Annotated in this window: 18 protein-coding genes; 8 read left to right on the forward strand and 10 right to left on the reverse strand. The window is 69.6% G+C overall.

Features of this window, described 5'->3' with window-relative positions; all coding sequences use genetic code 11:
- The first annotated feature begins 17 nt into the window (after positions 1-17).
- Positions 18-254 carry a glutaredoxin family protein gene (locus AB0J87_RS44305; protein ID WP_192789467.1) on the forward strand — a complete coding sequence of 79 codons (237 nt, stop codon included), beginning with the start codon at positions 18-20 and terminating at the stop codon, positions 252-254.
- Here the strand turns inward: AB0J87_RS44305 and AB0J87_RS44310 are convergent.
- Entirely contained in the window at positions 244-1,719 is a 1,476-nt protein-coding gene (locus tag AB0J87_RS44310; protein WP_363976772.1) for an antibiotic biosynthesis monooxygenase, read from the reverse strand. The two genes, AB0J87_RS44305 and AB0J87_RS44310, sit on opposite strands and share 11 nt — an antisense overlap.
- 178 nt (positions 1,720-1,897) lie before the next feature.
- Here AB0J87_RS44310 and AB0J87_RS44315 point away from each other — a divergent pair, with 178 nt between their 5' ends.
- From AB0J87_RS44315 to AB0J87_RS44325, 3 genes are read left to right on the forward strand one after another with little or no spacing between them, the layout of a single operon-like run.
- On the forward strand, positions 1,898-2,536 hold the full coding sequence (locus AB0J87_RS44315; RefSeq protein ID WP_350739779.1) for a sigma-70 family RNA polymerase sigma factor: 639 nt from the start codon (positions 1,898-1,900) through the stop codon (positions 2,534-2,536).
- A gap of 59 nt (positions 2,537-2,595) precedes the next feature.
- Entirely contained in the window at positions 2,596-3,228 is a 633-nt protein-coding gene (locus AB0J87_RS44320) for a DUF5667 domain-containing protein (protein WP_363976775.1), read from the forward strand.
- A gap of 18 nt (positions 3,229-3,246) precedes the next feature.
- Positions 3,247-4,122, forward strand: a complete 876-nt coding sequence (locus tag AB0J87_RS44325) for an HAD-IB family hydrolase (RefSeq protein ID WP_350739774.1) — start codon at positions 3,247-3,249, stop codon at positions 4,120-4,122.
- A gap of 16 nt (positions 4,123-4,138) precedes the next feature.
- Here AB0J87_RS44325 and AB0J87_RS44330 read toward each other — a convergent pair whose 3' ends face one another.
- From AB0J87_RS44330 to AB0J87_RS44370, 9 genes are all read right to left on the reverse strand, one after another.
- On the reverse strand, positions 4,139-5,155 hold the full coding sequence (locus AB0J87_RS44330; RefSeq protein WP_363976778.1) for an LCP family protein: 1,017 nt from the start codon (positions 5,153-5,155) through the stop codon (positions 4,139-4,141).
- A 2-nt stretch (positions 5,156-5,157) separates the two neighbouring features.
- Entirely contained in the window at positions 5,158-5,736 is a 579-nt protein-coding gene (locus tag AB0J87_RS44335) for a sigma-70 family RNA polymerase sigma factor (protein WP_185069958.1), read from the reverse strand.
- A 59-nt stretch (positions 5,737-5,795) separates the two neighbouring features.
- The gene (locus AB0J87_RS44340) at positions 5,796-6,590 is read right to left on the reverse strand and encodes an SDR family NAD(P)-dependent oxidoreductase (protein ID WP_363976782.1); all 795 of its coding nucleotides are present in this window, start codon (positions 6,588-6,590) and stop codon (positions 5,796-5,798) included.
- A 70-nt stretch (positions 6,591-6,660) separates the two neighbouring features.
- A complete protein-coding gene (locus AB0J87_RS44345) occupies positions 6,661-7,563 on the reverse strand; it encodes a lysophospholipid acyltransferase family protein (RefSeq protein ID WP_363976785.1) in 903 nt (300 codons plus the stop codon).
- Positions 7,560-8,555, reverse strand: coding sequence for an NAD-dependent epimerase/dehydratase family protein (locus AB0J87_RS44350; RefSeq protein ID WP_350739765.1), 996 nt, complete (start codon positions 8,553-8,555; stop codon positions 7,560-7,562). The genes AB0J87_RS44345 and AB0J87_RS44350 overlap by 4 nt, the downstream gene beginning before the upstream one ends.
- A 22-nt stretch (positions 8,556-8,577) precedes the next feature.
- A complete protein-coding gene (locus AB0J87_RS44355; RefSeq protein ID WP_018654693.1) occupies positions 8,578-8,676 on the reverse strand; it encodes an AURKAIP1/COX24 domain-containing protein in 99 nt (32 codons plus the stop codon).
- Positions 8,677-8,860: 184 nt separating this feature from the next.
- Positions 8,861-9,064: a helix-turn-helix domain-containing protein gene (locus tag AB0J87_RS44360; protein WP_026214222.1), complete on the reverse strand. Its 204-nt coding sequence runs from the start codon at positions 9,062-9,064 to the stop codon at positions 8,861-8,863.
- 312 nt (positions 9,065-9,376) lie between these two features.
- Positions 9,377-10,159, reverse strand: a complete 783-nt coding sequence (locus AB0J87_RS44365) for a phosphatase (protein ID WP_363976790.1) — start codon at positions 10,157-10,159, stop codon at positions 9,377-9,379.
- A 12-nt stretch (positions 10,160-10,171) separates the two neighbouring features.
- On the reverse strand, positions 10,172-11,335 hold the full coding sequence (locus AB0J87_RS44370) for an acetoin utilization protein AcuC (RefSeq protein ID WP_363976793.1): 1,164 nt from the start codon (positions 11,333-11,335) through the stop codon (positions 10,172-10,174).
- Between the two features lie 107 nt (positions 11,336-11,442).
- Between AB0J87_RS44370 and AB0J87_RS44375 the strand changes: the two genes are divergently transcribed.
- The 4 genes from AB0J87_RS44375 to AB0J87_RS44390 all read left to right on the forward strand — a co-directional run bounded on the left by AB0J87_RS44375 (position 11,443) and on the right by AB0J87_RS44390 (position 14,925).
- Positions 11,443-12,564, forward strand: coding sequence for a histidine kinase (locus tag AB0J87_RS44375; protein WP_363976796.1), 1,122 nt, complete (start codon positions 11,443-11,445; stop codon positions 12,562-12,564).
- Positions 12,561-13,217 (forward strand): response regulator transcription factor, encoded by a 657-nt coding sequence (locus AB0J87_RS44380; RefSeq protein ID WP_350739754.1) that lies wholly within the window; start codon positions 12,561-12,563, stop codon positions 13,215-13,217. The genes AB0J87_RS44375 and AB0J87_RS44380 overlap by 4 nt, the downstream gene beginning before the upstream one ends.
- An 80-nt stretch (positions 13,218-13,297) precedes the next feature.
- A complete protein-coding gene (locus AB0J87_RS44385; protein WP_363976799.1) occupies positions 13,298-14,188 on the forward strand; it encodes an ABC transporter ATP-binding protein in 891 nt (296 codons plus the stop codon).
- Positions 14,185-14,925, forward strand: a complete 741-nt coding sequence (locus AB0J87_RS44390; RefSeq protein ID WP_363976802.1) for an ABC transporter permease subunit — start codon at positions 14,185-14,187, stop codon at positions 14,923-14,925. The genes AB0J87_RS44385 and AB0J87_RS44390 overlap by 4 nt, the downstream gene beginning before the upstream one ends.
- Positions 14,926-14,927 lie beyond the last annotated feature (2 nt).

Here is a 14,927-nt window from a genome sequence, read left to right on the forward strand (position 1 = left end):
GGCGGTAGCGTGTGCCTATGCATCGCATCACGTTGCTCGGGAAGCCCGGCTGTCACCTGTGTGAGGACGCGCGAGAGATCATCGCCAAGGTGGCGGGCGAGCTCGGGGTGCCGTGGGAGGAGATCAGCATCGAGTCCTCCGAGGAGCTTCAGGAGAAGTACTGGGAGATGATCCCGGTCACGCTGATCGACGGCGTGCAGCACGACTTCTGGCGGGTCGACGAGACCCGGCTGCGGGCGGCCCTCAGTACGTGACCGTCGGGAGCGGCACCACCTTCGCGGCGTTGACGTTGAGCTCGATGACGTTGGTGGCCAGCACCATCGCCTGCCGCTCGTTGACGAACCTCTCGACGTGAGGCTGGCGCTGGTGGTCGCGGTAGGCGACCTCGTCGCGGTAGAGCTCGTAGACGATGCGCTGCAGGGGGGCCGACTTGACCGCGTGGCAGGCGTACACGAGCGTGTCGGGCTCGCCCCGGCGCACGGCCTCGACGGTCGCCTCGGCCAGCCGGTCGAACGCCTCCCCGGCCCCGTCCATGATCGTGAAGACGGTGAGCAGGCCGTAGATGGTCGGTGAGGGCTTGCCGGAGCCGGGCTGCTGTTGCTGCTGCTGTTGGTGTTGCGGCGCGGGCGAGAACAGCTCGGCGCCCGGGTAGACCGCGCCGGTCCCCGGCATCGCGAAGTCGGGGCGCTGGGGCGGCGCCTGCGCGGCGGGCGGCGCGCCGTTCATGATGTAGCCGGTCGAGGGCCCCGAGTCGGGCGGCGGTGACATGCGCGCGGCGTAGTCGACCCCCTGGTCGCCCGCGCGGTATTCGGCCACCAGATCGCCCAGGCCCGACGACCTGCGCGGTGGGGAGGGCGGGAGCCCGGGACCGCCGGGAACGGGCTCAGGCATGCCCCTGGGGCCCGGCGGGGGCTGCATGGGCGCCTCGTCGCGGAACATGGGGCGCTCGTCGTGGTGCTGCGCGCGCTCCTCGCGACGCTGAGAGCGATCGTCCCGGCGCGAAGGGCGCTCGTCGCGGTCGGAGTCGAAATCGTCCTCGTCGTCGTCCTCGTACGGCGCCAGGGGCCGCAGCACGGTGTACCAGACGGCCGCCGCGGCGACGGCGAGCAGCGCCGTGGTGAACAGCGCCGGCACCGTGAACCTCATCGCGCCCACGAGCGCCATCCCCGAGGGGACGATGACCGCCGACGCGTGCAGGTTGTCGGTGTCGTATTCGTCACCCTGGCGCCACTTGATCCCCGCCACGACGAGCATGCCGAGCATGATCAGGACGGCGACGACGTGCACGCCGAGCAGCAGCTTGTCGGGGATGATCGCCCAGAAGTTGGCGGCCGTCGGCAGCGACTTGCCCATCTCCTCGCTCTTGAGCGGGTCGAAGATGAGGATGGCCACCGACACGATCGTCAGGGCGATGCCGATCAGCCATGCGAGGAACCTCGGCGGCGCCTTCTCCGCCAGCAACTGGACCATGCCGACGGCCAGCCAGAGCGGCGCCAGCAGCGATCCCGTGATCTGGTAGATCCGGAACGTGACCGAGCCGAACCCGAAGACGTAACCGATGCCGATCACGGCCAGTGACAGGCAAAGAGACACGACTGCAACGGTCCAGGCGATCAACCACCCCTCAGGCTCGTCGCGAAGTCGTTGAATCAGGGCGCCCACCGCGATCGCGGCCAGGAGCGCACCGGCGAAAGCTATGACGGCAACGAGGATCTCCATGATGACTCCAATGCTGCCGGACGAACCTCCCAGACCGGTAGCCGAAGAGGGAACGGGTCGGGAGACACGGTATCTGCCGATTACGCCTAGTCATGCCAGCACGCTGTGGATTGTGGAATTTCCGGTTGATTTCTAGAGTGTTCGAGCACGCCGCACCCCTTACCCCTAGGGATACCGGATGCCTGACTCGTCACCGTTCGCCGGGCTGCTTGCGCCAACGGTCGCTGTGCCTGCCCGGACGGGCGAGCCCGCCGTGCGCGAAGAAGTGCCCGACGACATTCGCACGCTGGTGCTGCATGCCAAAAGTGGCTGCACCGATTCCTTTGGCACGCTCTACGACCGGTATGTGGATCTCGTCTACCGCTACATCTACTTCCGGGTGGGATCGCACCAATTAGCCGAGGACCTCACCAGCGAGACCTTCCTGCGCGCGCTGCGCAGGATCGGCGACTTCACGTGGCAGGGACGCGACTTCGGCGCGTGGCTCGTGACCATCGCCAGAAATCTGGTCACCGACCACTTCAAATCCGGCCGCTACCGGCTGGAGATCCCGACGGGCGAGATCATCGACGTACCGCTCGACGGCTCGCACATCCCTGAGAACGCCGTGGTCAACGCGATCATCAACGACAGGGTCCTGCGTGCCGTACGAGATCTCAATCCCGAGCAGCAGGAGTGTGTGGTCCTGCGCTTTTTGCACGGCCTCTCGCTCGCGGAAACCGCGCTGATCATGGGGAAGAAGAGTGGAGCGATCAAAGCGCTGCAGTTCCGCGCCGTCCGGGCGCTGGCCAGGGCACTTAAGCACGATCTGGCGTAACTTCCCCCATCCGCATCTCGTTGTTCAGATGTCACTGCCGGATCCGTCAGGGAGCTGTCATGGGTAGGGCGCGCAGGGAGCGGGAGCTCGTGCTCGAGCACCTCGCGGAGCTGCGCAGCCTGCCGCTCGGGGGCATGCCCGAGCCCGCCTTCCGCGAGCGGCTGCGCGCGGAGATCCTGTCCGGCGCGCTCCTGGAAGCGCCCGAGCCGGAGGCACCCGCCCACCGCCGTCCGGCGCGCCGGCGGCCGCTGCTGTCGCAGCTGGCCACGCTGGGGCTGGCGGCGGCCTTGATGATCTCCTCCTTCGCCACGTACCAGTCGGTGCCGGGAGACTCCCTCTACCCGCTCAAGCGCGCCGCGGAGAGCACGCTCGTACGCCTCAGCAGCGACGACGCCGAACGCGGCGAACGCGAGCTCGACTCGGCCAAGACCCGGGCCAGGGAGGTCGCCACCCTGCTCGGCTCGGCCGAGGGCGGCCCGCTGGTCGGCAGGACGCTGAAGGACATGGAGGAGTCGACGCGCTCGGGCATCAGCAGACTGGAGCGGGCGGAGCCGCGCTCCCCTAAGATCAAGACCTTCGCCCGCGACCAGAAGAAGGTGGTCGGGCCGATACTCACGCAGCTCGACGACTCACAACTTGCCCAGGCGGAGGGATACCTTGACTACATCGAGGGTCTGGTCGCGCCTGACTAGGAAAGTAAGCTGAGCGCCATGTGGCGGCTAATTCGACGACGACACGAGATGGCGCCCGAGGCCGCCGGCGAGGCCGCGGCGCAGGCGGCGGCCACCGTCGCCCCGGTCGAGCCGGACCTGCAGGCGGCGGCGTTCTTCGACGTCGACAACACGATGATGCGCGGGGCCTCGATCTACCACTTCGCCAGGGGGCTGGCGACGCGGGGCATGTTCACGACGTCCGACCTGATGAAGTTCGCGGTCGGGCAGGCCGTGTTCAGGCTGCGCGGCAACGAGAACCCCGAGCACATCGCGGTCGCCAGGGAGACGGCGCTGGCGTTCGTGGCGGGGGCCAAGGTCGACGACGTCGTACGCCTCGGCGAGGAGATCTACGACGAGGTCATGGCCGACCGCATCTGGGGCGGCACCCGTTCCCTCGCCCAGAGCCACCTGGACGCGGGCCAGCGCGTCTGGCTCGTCACCGCCACCCCCGTGGAGCTGGCCCGCGTCATCGCGCAGCGGCTCGGCCTGACCGGCGCCCTCGGCACGGTCGCGGAGACCCGTGACGGGATCTACACGGGACGCCTGGTGGGCGACCTCCTGCACGGTCCCGCCAAGGCGGAGGCGGTGCGGGCCCTGGCCCGCCGCGAAGGCCTCGACCTGACCCGCTGCACGGCCTACAGCGACTCGGCCAACGACCTGCCGATGCTGTCGCTGGTGGGCTCGGCGGTGGCCATCAACCCGGACAGCGAGCTGCGGGAGCACGCCAGGAAGCACGACTGGCCCATCAAGGACTTCCGCACCGGCCGCAAGGCCACCCTGACGGCCCTGCCCATCGCGGCCGGCGTGGGCGCCATAGCCGGCGGCATCGCCGCCGGCATCGCCCTCCGCCGCCACTACCGCAACTCGATCTAGCCGTTACGGCGAGTCGTCACCCTCTGAGGCGTTTGAAGAGCTTTTCGGCCTCCGGTTGTTTCCACTGCAGGCGGTTCCTGTCCTCCGGATGCGGCTCCCACGGGACCGTCGTGAAGTCCAGCTTGGTGCCCGACAGCTCGGTGGCCAGCTCGTACATCGACTCCAGGTTCAGATCGGTCTTGACCGACCTGCGCACCATCTCCAGGAACGGCTTGAGCCGCTCGGGCGAGGACAACCCCGACCTGGCCTTCTTCAGCATCGCCAGCACGAGGGTCTGCTGCCGCTTCATCCGCTGGACGTCCGACCCGTCGCCGTAGTGCCGCAGGCGCACGTAGCCCAGCGCGGCCTCCCCGTTCAGCAGGTGCTTGCCGGCCGACAGCTTGAGCTTCGACGCCTTGTCGTCCACGGCCTTGGGCAGCGTGACCTCGACGCCCCCCAGCGCGTCCACCATGCCCTTGAAGCCTGAGAAGTCCACCTCCACCGAGTGCTGGATCCGCAGCCCGGTCAGAGACTCCAGCGTGCGCTTGAGACAGCCCGCCCCGCCGGTGTCGTACGCGGAGTTGATCATGCCGAACCTCGCGGGCGACGAGTCGCAGCGCGGGATCTGGACCATCGAGTCGCGCGGGACGCTGACGACGGTGGCGCGGCCGCGGTCGGCCGGGACGTTGACGATCATGATGGTGTCGGACCGCTTGCCGCCACCGCCGTCCTGTCTGGCCAGCATGGGGCCGTACTCGGCGTTGCCGTCGCCCACGCGGGTGTCGGAGCCGATCACCAGCACGTTCCGCGTGCCGCTCATGTCCACGGCCTGCGAACCGGCGGGCGGCGCGGCCGTGTGCCGGCCGCTGACGAGCACGGCGGGCACGGCGACGGCGCTCGCCGTGGCCACCGCGACCAGCCCCGCCGTCCACCAGCCGCCCCACCGGCGGCGGGGACGCGCGCGCAGCAGGCGGTCGCGCTGCCGGACGAGCGTCGCGGGCGGCTCGTGCCCGATCTCCTCCCCGAGGTCCCGGAGCAGCTTCAGGTCGTCCATCGTCACTCCTCCTCCATGGGGTTGGTGTCGCCGAGTGCGGCCCGCACCTTCCGCCTGCCCCTGTTGAGGCGGGAGCGCACGGTCCCGATGGGGATGCCGAGCGCCCGCCCGACCTCCTCGTACGTGAGATCGCCCCAGGCGATGAGCAGCAGCACGTCCCGGTCCTTGGCGGGCAGCGCCGCGAGGGCCCCGGCCAGCTCGGCGCGGACGGCCTGGGCGGTGACCCCGGCGGCCACCCGGTCCGCGGGCGACTCCACGTCGGAGTCGACAGGGGCGCGCAGGAGGGCCCGGTAACGGGCCGCCTCCTTGCGGTGGTGCCGGGAGATGAGCTTGGTGAGGATGCCGAAGAGCCACGGCCGGGCGTCCGGGTACGCCAGGTCGTAGCTCTTCCTGCGTGAGAAGGCGACCAGGAACGTCTCGCCGACGAGGTCCTCGGCCGGCTCTGGGCCGAGGCGTTTGGAGACGTACCGGTAGAGCATCGCGGAGTAGCGGTCGAAGAGCTCGGCGAACGCCTCGGGTTCGGTCCACGAGGCGCTCACGAGCTCCGCATCCGCACCCCTGGTGGCGGGTTGCGTGATCATCTCCGCCCTTCTTTGGGGGGATCGGTCACGGATGTCTTGCCACAACCCGCCCAGAGGGTTCACAGCTCCTTGAGCTGACCCCCGTCGATCACGAACTCGGCGCCAGTCGTGCTGCCGGAGCGTGGCGACGCGAGCAGGGCGACCGCGTCGGCGATCTCCTGCGGGTGGACGAGCCGCCCCGTGACCATCTTCATCGAGGCGGGCGCGACCTCGTTGATCACGCTCTCCTTGTCGGAGCCCGCCATGCCCGCGAAGACCTCGGCCGCGCCGCCCTCCTTGGTCCACCAGTCCGTCAGCACCGCGCCGGGCATCACCGTGTTGACCCTGACGCCCTGGGGCCCGTACTCCTCCGAGAGGGACTTGGTGAGCTGGTTGACGGCCGCCTTGGCGGCGCCGTAGTCGACGTTGACGGGGCCGGCCTGCCTGCTCATGGTGGAGGAGACGTTGACGATCGAGCCGCCGCTCCGCTCCAGCATGACGGGCAGGGCCGCCCGGATCATGCGTACGACCGCGAACAGGTTGAACTCGAACATGGCCGCCCAGTCCTCGTCGGAGGGCGTCAGGAACCCGGCACGCGGCAGCGTCGCCCCGGGCGGCGGGCCGCCGGCGTTGTTGACCAGGATGTCAACCCCGCCGAACTCCTCCACGGCCCGCGCCACGACCCGCGCGGGCGACTCGGGGTCCATCAGGTCCACGGGCACGTGCACGACCTTGTCGGGCCACTCGTCCGTACGGGTCCGCGAGGCCGCCACGACGTGGGCGCCCTCCTCGGCCAGGGTGGTGGCCACGGCCAGTCCGATGCCCTTGGACGCGCCCGTGACGACGGCGACGCGGCCGGAAAGCTGAAGATCCATGGGATTCCTCCCGATGTTTTGGCGAATTTGTCTTTGTCGCCCGTAGAACACCGGAGGCACCCCGCAGGTTTCACACGAAGGGCGGGAAGGCGTGTCCTCGGCGCAATCGCAGCTCGTTGAGCATCTGCTGGATGACCTCGCGAACGTGGTCGGTGAGGTTGAAGACCACCATCGGGTCGTCGGCCGCGGACGGGTCGTACTCGTCGGTGCGGATCGGCTCGCCGAACTCGATCATCCACTTGGACGGCAGCGGCACCAGCCCGAGCGGCCCGAGCAGCGGGAAGAACGGTGTGATCGGCAGGTAGGGCAGCCCGAGCATCCTGGCCAGGAACTTCAGATCGCCGACCTTGGGATAGATCTCCTCGGCCCCGACGATCGCGGTGGGCACGATCGGCACCCCCGCGCGGATGGCCGAGGCCACGAAGCCGCCGCGGCCGAACCGCTGCAGCCGGTAGCGGTCGCCGAACGCCTTGCCGACGCCCTTGAAGCCCTCGGGGAACACCCCGACCAGCTCACCCTTGCGCAGCAGCCGGTCGGCGTCCTCGGGGCAGGCCAGCGTGTGGCCGGTCTTGCGGGCCAGGTGGCTGAGCACCGGGAGCTGGTAGACCAGGTCGGCCCCGAGCAGCCGCAGCGGCCGGGCGGCCTCGTCGTGCAGGGCCACCTGCAGCATCAGCGCGTCGACCGGCAGCGTGCCCGAGTGGTTGGCGACGACCAGCGCCCCGCCCTCGTCGGGGATGTTCTTCAGCTCGACCGTCTCCACCCGGAACCAGTCGGTGTAGAGCGGCCTGATCAGCTCCAGGACCACCTTGTCGGTCAGCTCGGCGTCGTAGCCGAACTCGTCGACCTCGTAGTCGCCGTCGACGCGCCTGCGCAGGAAGGCCAGCAGCCTGGCCACCCGATCGGGCTCCTCGAACGACGGCGCCGCGCTGATCGGGATCACCACGGCGTCCTGTTGTTCCTGGGGAACGCTCAACTCCGCACACCTCCGAGCGGGTGCAGGCCGTGCGAGCGCAAGAAGTCGTCGAACGCCGCCCCGGTCGTGAACTTGGGCTTCCATCCGAGCGCCGCCTCCAGCGCGGAGGTGTCGACCGCGCGCCCGTGGCACATCAGCCTGACCTGCTCGGGCGAGTATTCGACCAGCCCGATCCTGCGTACGGCGTTGCCCAGCACCTTGAACGCGGGCGAGGGCAGCGGCATCGAAGGCCGGCCCGCCCGCCTGGCGCACTGCGACAGCAGCAGCACGCCTGCCCCGGCCACGTTGAACGTGCCGGGGTGCTCTTCCGTCGCCATCCGGCGCAACACCTCGACCGCGTCGTCCTCGTGGATGAACTGCAGTCGCGGGTCGAAGCCGAACACGGTCGGCAGCACCGGCTGGGAGAAGTAACGGGTCAGCGGCGAGTCGACGCCGGGACCCATGAAGTTGGCAAAGCGCAGCATCGACACCGTCACGTCGGGACGTCGCCGGGCGAAGCCCCGGACGTAGCCCTCGACCTCGACCGCGTCCTTGGCGTAGCCGTGGGTGGGGCCGTCGTGGGGCTCCAGGTCCTCGGTGAACACCGCGGGATCCCGCGGCGACGAGCCGTAGACGGCGGTGGTGGAGCGGACCACCACGCGCCGCACGGTCGCCGACCGCTGGCAGGCACCGAGCAGTTGCATGGTGCCTATCACGTTGTGCTCTTTCATGGCGGCCCTGCCACCGCTCCTCGACGGAGCGCTGACCAGGCTCATGTGCACAACAGTGTCGATGTCGGCAGCCGCGATCACCTGAGCGATGTCAGGGCTGCGCAAATCCACCCGAACGAACTCAGTCCGGCCGAGAGAGATGCCGCCGTCCCGTGTTAGCCAGGGGGGCGGCACGGTGTCAACTCCTATGACGCGGCTGATGTCCGGGTCGGACGAGAGAATGCTCGCCACCCGGGCGCCGATATGGCGCGAGACCCCGGTGACCAGCACGGTGTGGGTCATCAGCGCCTCGCAGCTGCGTAAGTTACTTCTTGTTACGCCGCTGGATGCGCGTCTTCTTGAGCAGCTTGCGGTGCTTCTTCTTAGCCATCCGCTTGCGGCGCTTCTTGATCACAGAGCCCACGGGACCCCCAGGTACTGATAGCAAGTCTGACCGGAGTGCGAGCGCACACCGGCTCACAGACTACCGGCGATCGACGGTGGATCGCCCCACCGGGGGGTGAGAGCCCGGTCGCGCCTTCCGGCGGCCGGGCCCCTCCCGGGACAGCTTTCACGACATTCACGACATGACGGGTCACGTCGCTACTTCAGCCTGCCTCGATGTAGGCCTCCCGCAGATAGTCGTGTACCGCCTGCTCAGGCACCCTGAACGACCGGCCGACACGGATGGCCGGCAACTCGCCAGAGTGGACGAGCCGGTACACCGTCATCTTGGACACCCTCATGACCGTCGCCACTTCCGCGACGGTCAGGAACTTCACCTCACTGAGAGGTCTTTCGCCTGCACCCATCGGACGCCTCTTCCGCACGTGTTTCCGGGTTATCCCCACTGGTGCCATTGCTCACGCACGTGTACTGCCGTCAGCGTAAGTCGGGACTCCGGGTGCGCAAACCCCCTAGTTTCTCAGTCGCCGGAGCCGCCTGTCAGCCGAACCAGCGAAATCGCTGGTGAGCAGCCGGGCAGAGCACCTCACCTGGACGTTGGAACTGTCCAAGTTGCCACACATAAGAGTCGCCGGAGCCCCATCAAAAGTTGGCAAAGGGACAGCGAGCCTCTTGGAATGCAGGCGCGAAAAGACGGTATCGGGAGGGCCGAATTCGACTCAAAGGGCTCGTGAGACCTGAGTGACGATCCGCTCCGTCAGCGGAGCGTAAAAGCGCGGTAGCACATTGTCATCGAGCGGGACGACCACGTCAATCTTTCCTTCGGCCTCGCCGAGGAAGAGTCCGGGGTCGTTGCTGTCGGCGAACGCCACTGTGTGCGCACCGGCCTCTCCCGCCGCTCCCGCCCAGCCGTGGTCGGCGATCACGAGGTCGGGAAGCTCCCCGCCGAGCTCGTCGATCATGTGGCACATGGGCGTGGCGTCGTGGGTGTGCACGAACGCGCCCCGGTCGTCGAGCATGGCGACGTCCTGCAAATAGCGGATCTTCCGCCGACGCCCGAAATTGGGCCCGGAGTACGACCATCCCTCGCCCGGCGCGAGCAGTTCGGCCCCGCGCTCGGCGCAGAGCCGCGCCAGCGGCAGGTGCACGGCGAGCAGCCCGGTCGGGTGCCCGGTGGCGAGCAGGACGCGCGGGCTCTCCCGCGACAGCACGGCGGCGATGGACTCGGCCATGTCGTCGAGCGCGTCGATCACCAGGTCGGGGTCGATGGTGTCCTGGCCCCAGCGGTGGTCGGGGTCGGAGGCCACGCCGGCCGACTTGGCCATCAGCGCCAGGATGTCGCGGTACGACCACGGCTGGTCGAAGGTCAGGCCCAGCTTGTAGTGCGGGTCGCCGTTGGCGAGCGAACTGTAGTGGTCGAGGTTGTTCTCTCGGGGGGTCGCGACGTCGCCGGCTATTCGAGTCTGGACAAGGTGCTCTCGTAGTTGGTCGCGGCTAAGCACAGCACTTCCTCGTTAGGGCATTGGATCGAGGCCGTGCAGGGGGAACACCGCATGTCGGGTCGCCATGACAGCACGGTCAATGGGGTCCGCTGGGTCATAACCACCAGAGATGTCACGAAATTCCGGAGTGCGGCCATCCGTCATCGTGAGCGGCGGCGTCTCGCCCGTACGTTCCCTGACGAACTGGCGCCAGCTCTCGCTCGTCGGGGTGGCCGGATCGACCGGGTGACCCGCCAGCTCGGCGATGAGATGGGTCCACGCCCGCGGCACCACCTGCACCAGCTCGTAACCGCCGCCGCCGGTGGCGATCCACCGGCCGCCGGCGGTCTCGTGGGCCAGGTGGTGCAGGGCGGCGTACGCGGCCCGCTGGCCGTCGACGCTGAGCATCAGGTTGGCCAGGGGGTCGAGCGCGTGGCTGTCGCAGCCGTGCTGGGTGACCAGGATCTCCGGCCTGAACTCGTGCAGCAGCGGCGGCACGACCGCGTGGAAGGCCCGCAGCCACCCCGAGTCGCCGGTCCCCGCGGGGAGCGCGACGTTGACGGACGTGCCCTCCGCGCCGGTCTCCTCCGGGAAGCCGGTGCCGGGGAACAGCGTGCGCGGGCTCTCGTGCAGGCTGATCGTCAGGACCCTGGGGTCGTCGTAGAAGGCCGCCTGGACACCGTCGCCGTGGTGGACGTCCACGTCCACGTACGCGATGCGGCCGGCCCCCTGCCTCAGCAGCCAGGCGATGGCCAGCGCGGGATCGTTGTAGACGCAGAAGCCGCTCGCGCTGGAGCGCATCGCGTGATGGAGGCCGCCGGCGACGTTGACGGCGTGCTCGGCCGAGCCCTCCCAGACCGCGCGGGCGGCGGCCAGCGAGGCGCCGGCGATCAGCGCGGAGGCGTCGTGCACGCCCTGGAACGCGGGGTTGTCCGGCGTGCCGAGCCCGGCACCCAGGTCGGGCCGCCCGGAGGCGGACACGCGCTTGACGGCCTCGATGTAGTCGCTCGTGTGGACCATGGCCAGCTCGGCGTCCGTCGCGGGCTCGCAGCCGGCCATCTCGACCTTGTCGAGCACGCCGAGCGCGCGGGCGAGCGCCATGGTCAGCTCGACGCGCACGGGGGCGAGCGGATGGCTCGGGCCGAAGTTGTAGGAGGTGAGAGCGTCGTCCCAGATCACCCGCGCCGACCGGCTCATCCGTATCCTCTCCCTCGTCCTTGGGGCGACGTTACCGCAGGGCAGACGCCGCCTTGTAGCCCAGAGTCGGCCAACCGATCTAGAAATTTCATGATTAGGGTCGTAGCGTGCGGCGAACCTTCCTCAAGATCGTGCGCTACTTCAGACGCCCCAGGGTCTTCGACACGACGCTCGTGGTCGTGCTCTCCCTTCCCGCCCTGATCGCGCTGTTCTTCATGCTTCGCCTGGGCGACATGACATCCGTCCCGAGCGCGGTGTTCTACCTGGCGGGCATGCCGTTCCTGCTCATGCGCCGCCGCAGGCCGCTCGTCACCGTCGCGCTGGTGACCGCTGTGGACATCGCGAGCATCGCCACCGTCACGGCGCTGAACAGCGGCGTGGCCGCGTCCATCGCGCTCTACAGCGTGGGCCGCTACACCGCGGGCCGCACGACCGCGATCGCGACGGCGGCGGTGTTCGCCGCGTACGCGACGGCGGCGGAAGTGCTCAGGCAGCTCGCCGGCGGCTGGGTGATCTCCCTGTTCTCCGTCGGCGTGCCCGTGGGGATCGGGCTGATCGTCCGGCTCAGGACCGAGCTCGCCGAGCGCGGCCGGCGCGAGGCCGCCGACGCGGCCGTGCGCGCCGAGCGGCGGCGGATCGCCAGGGAGCTGCACGACGTGGTCGCCCACCACATCACCGTCATCAACGCGCTGGTCGGCGGCGCTCGGGCGACGCTCCCGCCCGAGCAGGAGGTCACCAGGAACGCGCTGGAGAGCGCGGAGCAGACCGCCCGGCAGGCGATGTCGGAGATGCGCCGCCTGCTGGACGTGCTCAGGGCCGACGGCAGCGAGGGCCCGGACGCCGCGACCGGGGTGGGCGCCGACCGGCTACCCTCGTTGATCAAGGAGGCGAAGTCGGCGGGGCTGCCCGCCAGCCTGGTCGTGACGGGCGAGCCCGTCGCCCTGCCCGCGACCGTCGACCACGCCGTCTACCGGATCGTGCAGGAGGCGCTGACCAACACCCGCAAGCACGCGACCAGCGCCAGGGCGAGCGTGCGGCTGGCGTACGAGCCCCGGGCCGTGGAGGTCGAGGTGGTGGACGACGGCCTGGCGGCGGGCGGCGGCACGCCGGGGTTCGGGCTCGGCGGCATGGCCGAGCGGGTGGCGTTATGCGGCGGCCAGCTCTCGACCGGGCCCCGCCCAGAAGGAGGCTTCCGCGTGCTCGCCCGCATCCCCCTGGAGGCGCCGTGAAGATCAAGGTACTGCTGGCCGACGACCACGAGCTGGTCCGCAAGGGCTTCCGGCTGATGCTCGACGCGCAGCCCGACCTCGGCGTGGTCGGCGAGGCCGCGGACGGGGCCGAGGCGGTGGAGCTGTGCCGGCGGCTGCGGCCCGACGTGGTGCTGATGGACCTGCACATGCCGGGTCTCGACGGGGTGCGCGCGACCGAGCTGATCACCGCGGAGCTGCCGGAGGTGCGGGTGCTCGCGCTGAGCACGTTCGACCTGGACGAGAACGTGGTCGCGGCGCTCAGGGCGGGCGCCGGCGGGTTCCTGCCCAAGGACGTCTCCCCCGAGGAGCTCATCGAGGGCGTACGCGTGGTGCACCGGGGCGAGTCGGCCGTCGCGCCGCGCCTGCTGACCCGGCTGATCGGTGCATTCATCCACGTGTCCCGCCCGAGGCAAGTACCCGCCGAGCTGGACGGGCTGACCGACCGCGAGCGGGAGGTCCTCGTGCTGATCGCCCGCGGCAGGTCCAACACCGAGATCGCCCAGGACCTGTCCGTCTCCCCCTCGACCGTCAAGAACCACGTGACGAGCCTGTTCGCCAAGATCGGCGTCAGGGACCGGGCGCAGGCCGTGATCGTGGCATATGAGGCGGGGCTGATCCGCCCAGGAGAGTAGGACCACGCTCCCAGACCCCCTCGCCGGAGACGGTTCCCGGGCAGGAGGAAACCGGGTGCGCGCGACGGCACGCTGGGATCATGAGCGCGATACGAGCTACGAACCTGAGCAAGCGCTACGGCGGCACCGCGGCCGTCTCAGACCTCTCCTTCGACGTCGAGCCGGGCCAGGTGACCGGATTCCTGGGGCCGAACGGGGCCGGCAAATCGACGACCATGCGCATGATCCTCGGGCTCGACCGGCCGTCCGGCGGCTCGGTGCTCGTGGACGGCCGGCCGTACGGGGAGCTGAGGCATCCGCTGCGCAAGGTGGGCGCGCTGCTGGACGCCAAGGCCGTGCACGGCGGGCGGAGCGCGTACAACCACCTGCTGGCCATCGCCCAGAGCAACGGCATCCCCGCGGGCCGCGTGAACGAGGTGCTGGACGCGGTGGGCCTGCGCGAGGTGGCCAGGCGGCGGGTCGGCGGGTTCTCGCTGGGCATGTCGCAGCGGCTGGGCATCGCCGCGGCGCTGCTCGGCGACCCGGAGATCCTGATCTTCGACGAGCCCGTCAACGGGCTCGACCCCGACGGCATCCTGTGGATCCGCACGTTCATGCGCAAGCTGGCCGCCGAGGGCCGGACCGTGTTCGTCTCCAGCCACCTGATGAGCGAGATGGCGCAGACGGCCGACCACCTGATCGTGATCGGCAAGGGTCGGCTCATCGCCGACACGAGCGTGCAGGAGTTCATCGGGCGCAGCTCGCAGGGGTACGTACGGATCCGCTCGCCCCGCCTGGCCGAGGTGGCCGAACTGGTCAAGGTCGGCGAGCTGCACCCCGACCACCTGCGCGTGACCGCGATGAACACGCTCGAGATCGGCACCCTCACCGCGCGGGCCGGGATCCCGCTGGAGGAGCTGACGTTCGTGCAGCCCTCGCTCGAAGCGGCCTACATGGAGCTCACCAAGGACAGCCTGGAGTTCTCGTCATGATCGACATCCTCAGGTCCGAATGGACCAAGATCCGCTCGGTCCGCTCGACGGTGTGGACGCTGGCCGTCACCGCGCTGCTGATGCTGGGCATGGGCGCGCTCATCAGCATCGCCGCGAAGAACTCGGCCGACGGGCCGATCGACGCACCGCAGGCGATCATGATGGGGCTGGTCGGCACCATGTTCGCCTCGCTGTCCATGGCCACGCTGGGCGTGCTGGTCATCTCCAGCGAATACCGCACGGGCGGCATCCGCACGTCGCTGATGGCCGTGCCCAAGCGCATGAGCCTGCTGACCGGCAAGATCGTGGTGTTCACGGCGGTGTCCCTGGTCGTCTCCACGGTCGCTTCCGGGGCCTCGGTCCTCGTCAGCCTGATGGTCACGCAGCCGCCGGCGCTGGAGACGGGTGACGTGGTCCAGGCCGTGCTCGGCGGCGGTCTCTACCTGACCGCCTGCGGGCTGTTCGGGCTGGGGCTGGGCACGCTCATCCGGCACACGCCGGGCGCGATCGTCTCGGCCATCGCGCTGATGCTGGTCCTACCGCAGGTGACGACCATGCTACCCGGGCAGTGGGGCAAGACCGTGTCCGACTACTTCACCACCAACGCGGGCTCCCAGATCGTGATGCCCCGGGGCGGCAGCTCGCTCGGCCCGTGGAACGGGTTCGGCGTCTACCTCGTCTGGGTCGTGATCGCCATGATCGCGGGGGCCGTCCTGATGCAGAAGCGGGACGCCTGAGA

This window comes from Nonomuraea sp. NPDC049625 (genome assembly GCF_040675285.1).
Taxonomy (GTDB): domain Bacteria; phylum Actinomycetota; class Actinomycetes; order Streptosporangiales; family Streptosporangiaceae; genus Nonomuraea; species Nonomuraea angiospora_A.

Excerpts from the sequence above, each read along its gene's own strand:
- AB0J87_RS44305 (WP_192789467.1), top strand. The coding sequence starts at position 18 with ATGCATCGCATCACGTTGCTCGGGAAGCCCGGCTGTCACCTGTGTGAG.
- AB0J87_RS44310 (WP_363976772.1), bottom strand. The coding sequence starts at position 1,719 with ATGGAGATCCTCGTTGCCGTCATAGCTTTCGCCGGTGCGCTCCTGGCC.
- AB0J87_RS44315 (WP_350739779.1), top strand. The coding sequence starts at position 1,898 with ATGCCTGACTCGTCACCGTTCGCCGGGCTGCTTGCGCCAACGGTCGCT.
- AB0J87_RS44320 (WP_363976775.1), top strand. The coding sequence starts at position 2,596 with ATGGGTAGGGCGCGCAGGGAGCGGGAGCTCGTGCTCGAGCACCTCGCG.
- AB0J87_RS44325 (WP_350739774.1), top strand. The coding sequence starts at position 3,247 with ATGTGGCGGCTAATTCGACGACGACACGAGATGGCGCCCGAGGCCGCC.
- AB0J87_RS44330 (WP_363976778.1), bottom strand. The coding sequence starts at position 5,155 with ATGGACGACCTGAAGCTGCTCCGGGACCTCGGGGAGGAGATCGGGCAC.
- AB0J87_RS44335 (WP_185069958.1), bottom strand. The coding sequence starts at position 5,736 with ATGATCACGCAACCCGCCACCAGGGGTGCGGATGCGGAGCTCGTGAGC.
- AB0J87_RS44340 (WP_363976782.1), bottom strand. The coding sequence starts at position 6,590 with ATGGATCTTCAGCTTTCCGGCCGCGTCGCCGTCGTCACGGGCGCGTCC.
- AB0J87_RS44350 (WP_350739765.1), bottom strand. The coding sequence starts at position 8,555 with ATGACCCACACCGTGCTGGTCACCGGGGTCTCGCGCCATATCGGCGCC.
- AB0J87_RS44360 (WP_026214222.1), bottom strand. The coding sequence starts at position 9,064 with ATGGGTGCAGGCGAAAGACCTCTCAGTGAGGTGAAGTTCCTGACCGTC.
- AB0J87_RS44370 (WP_363976793.1), bottom strand. The coding sequence starts at position 11,335 with ATGAGCCGGTCGGCGCGGGTGATCTGGGACGACGCTCTCACCTCCTAC.
- AB0J87_RS44385 (WP_363976799.1), top strand. The coding sequence starts at position 13,298 with ATGAGCGCGATACGAGCTACGAACCTGAGCAAGCGCTACGGCGGCACC.
- AB0J87_RS44390 (WP_363976802.1), top strand. The coding sequence starts at position 14,185 with ATGATCGACATCCTCAGGTCCGAATGGACCAAGATCCGCTCGGTCCGC.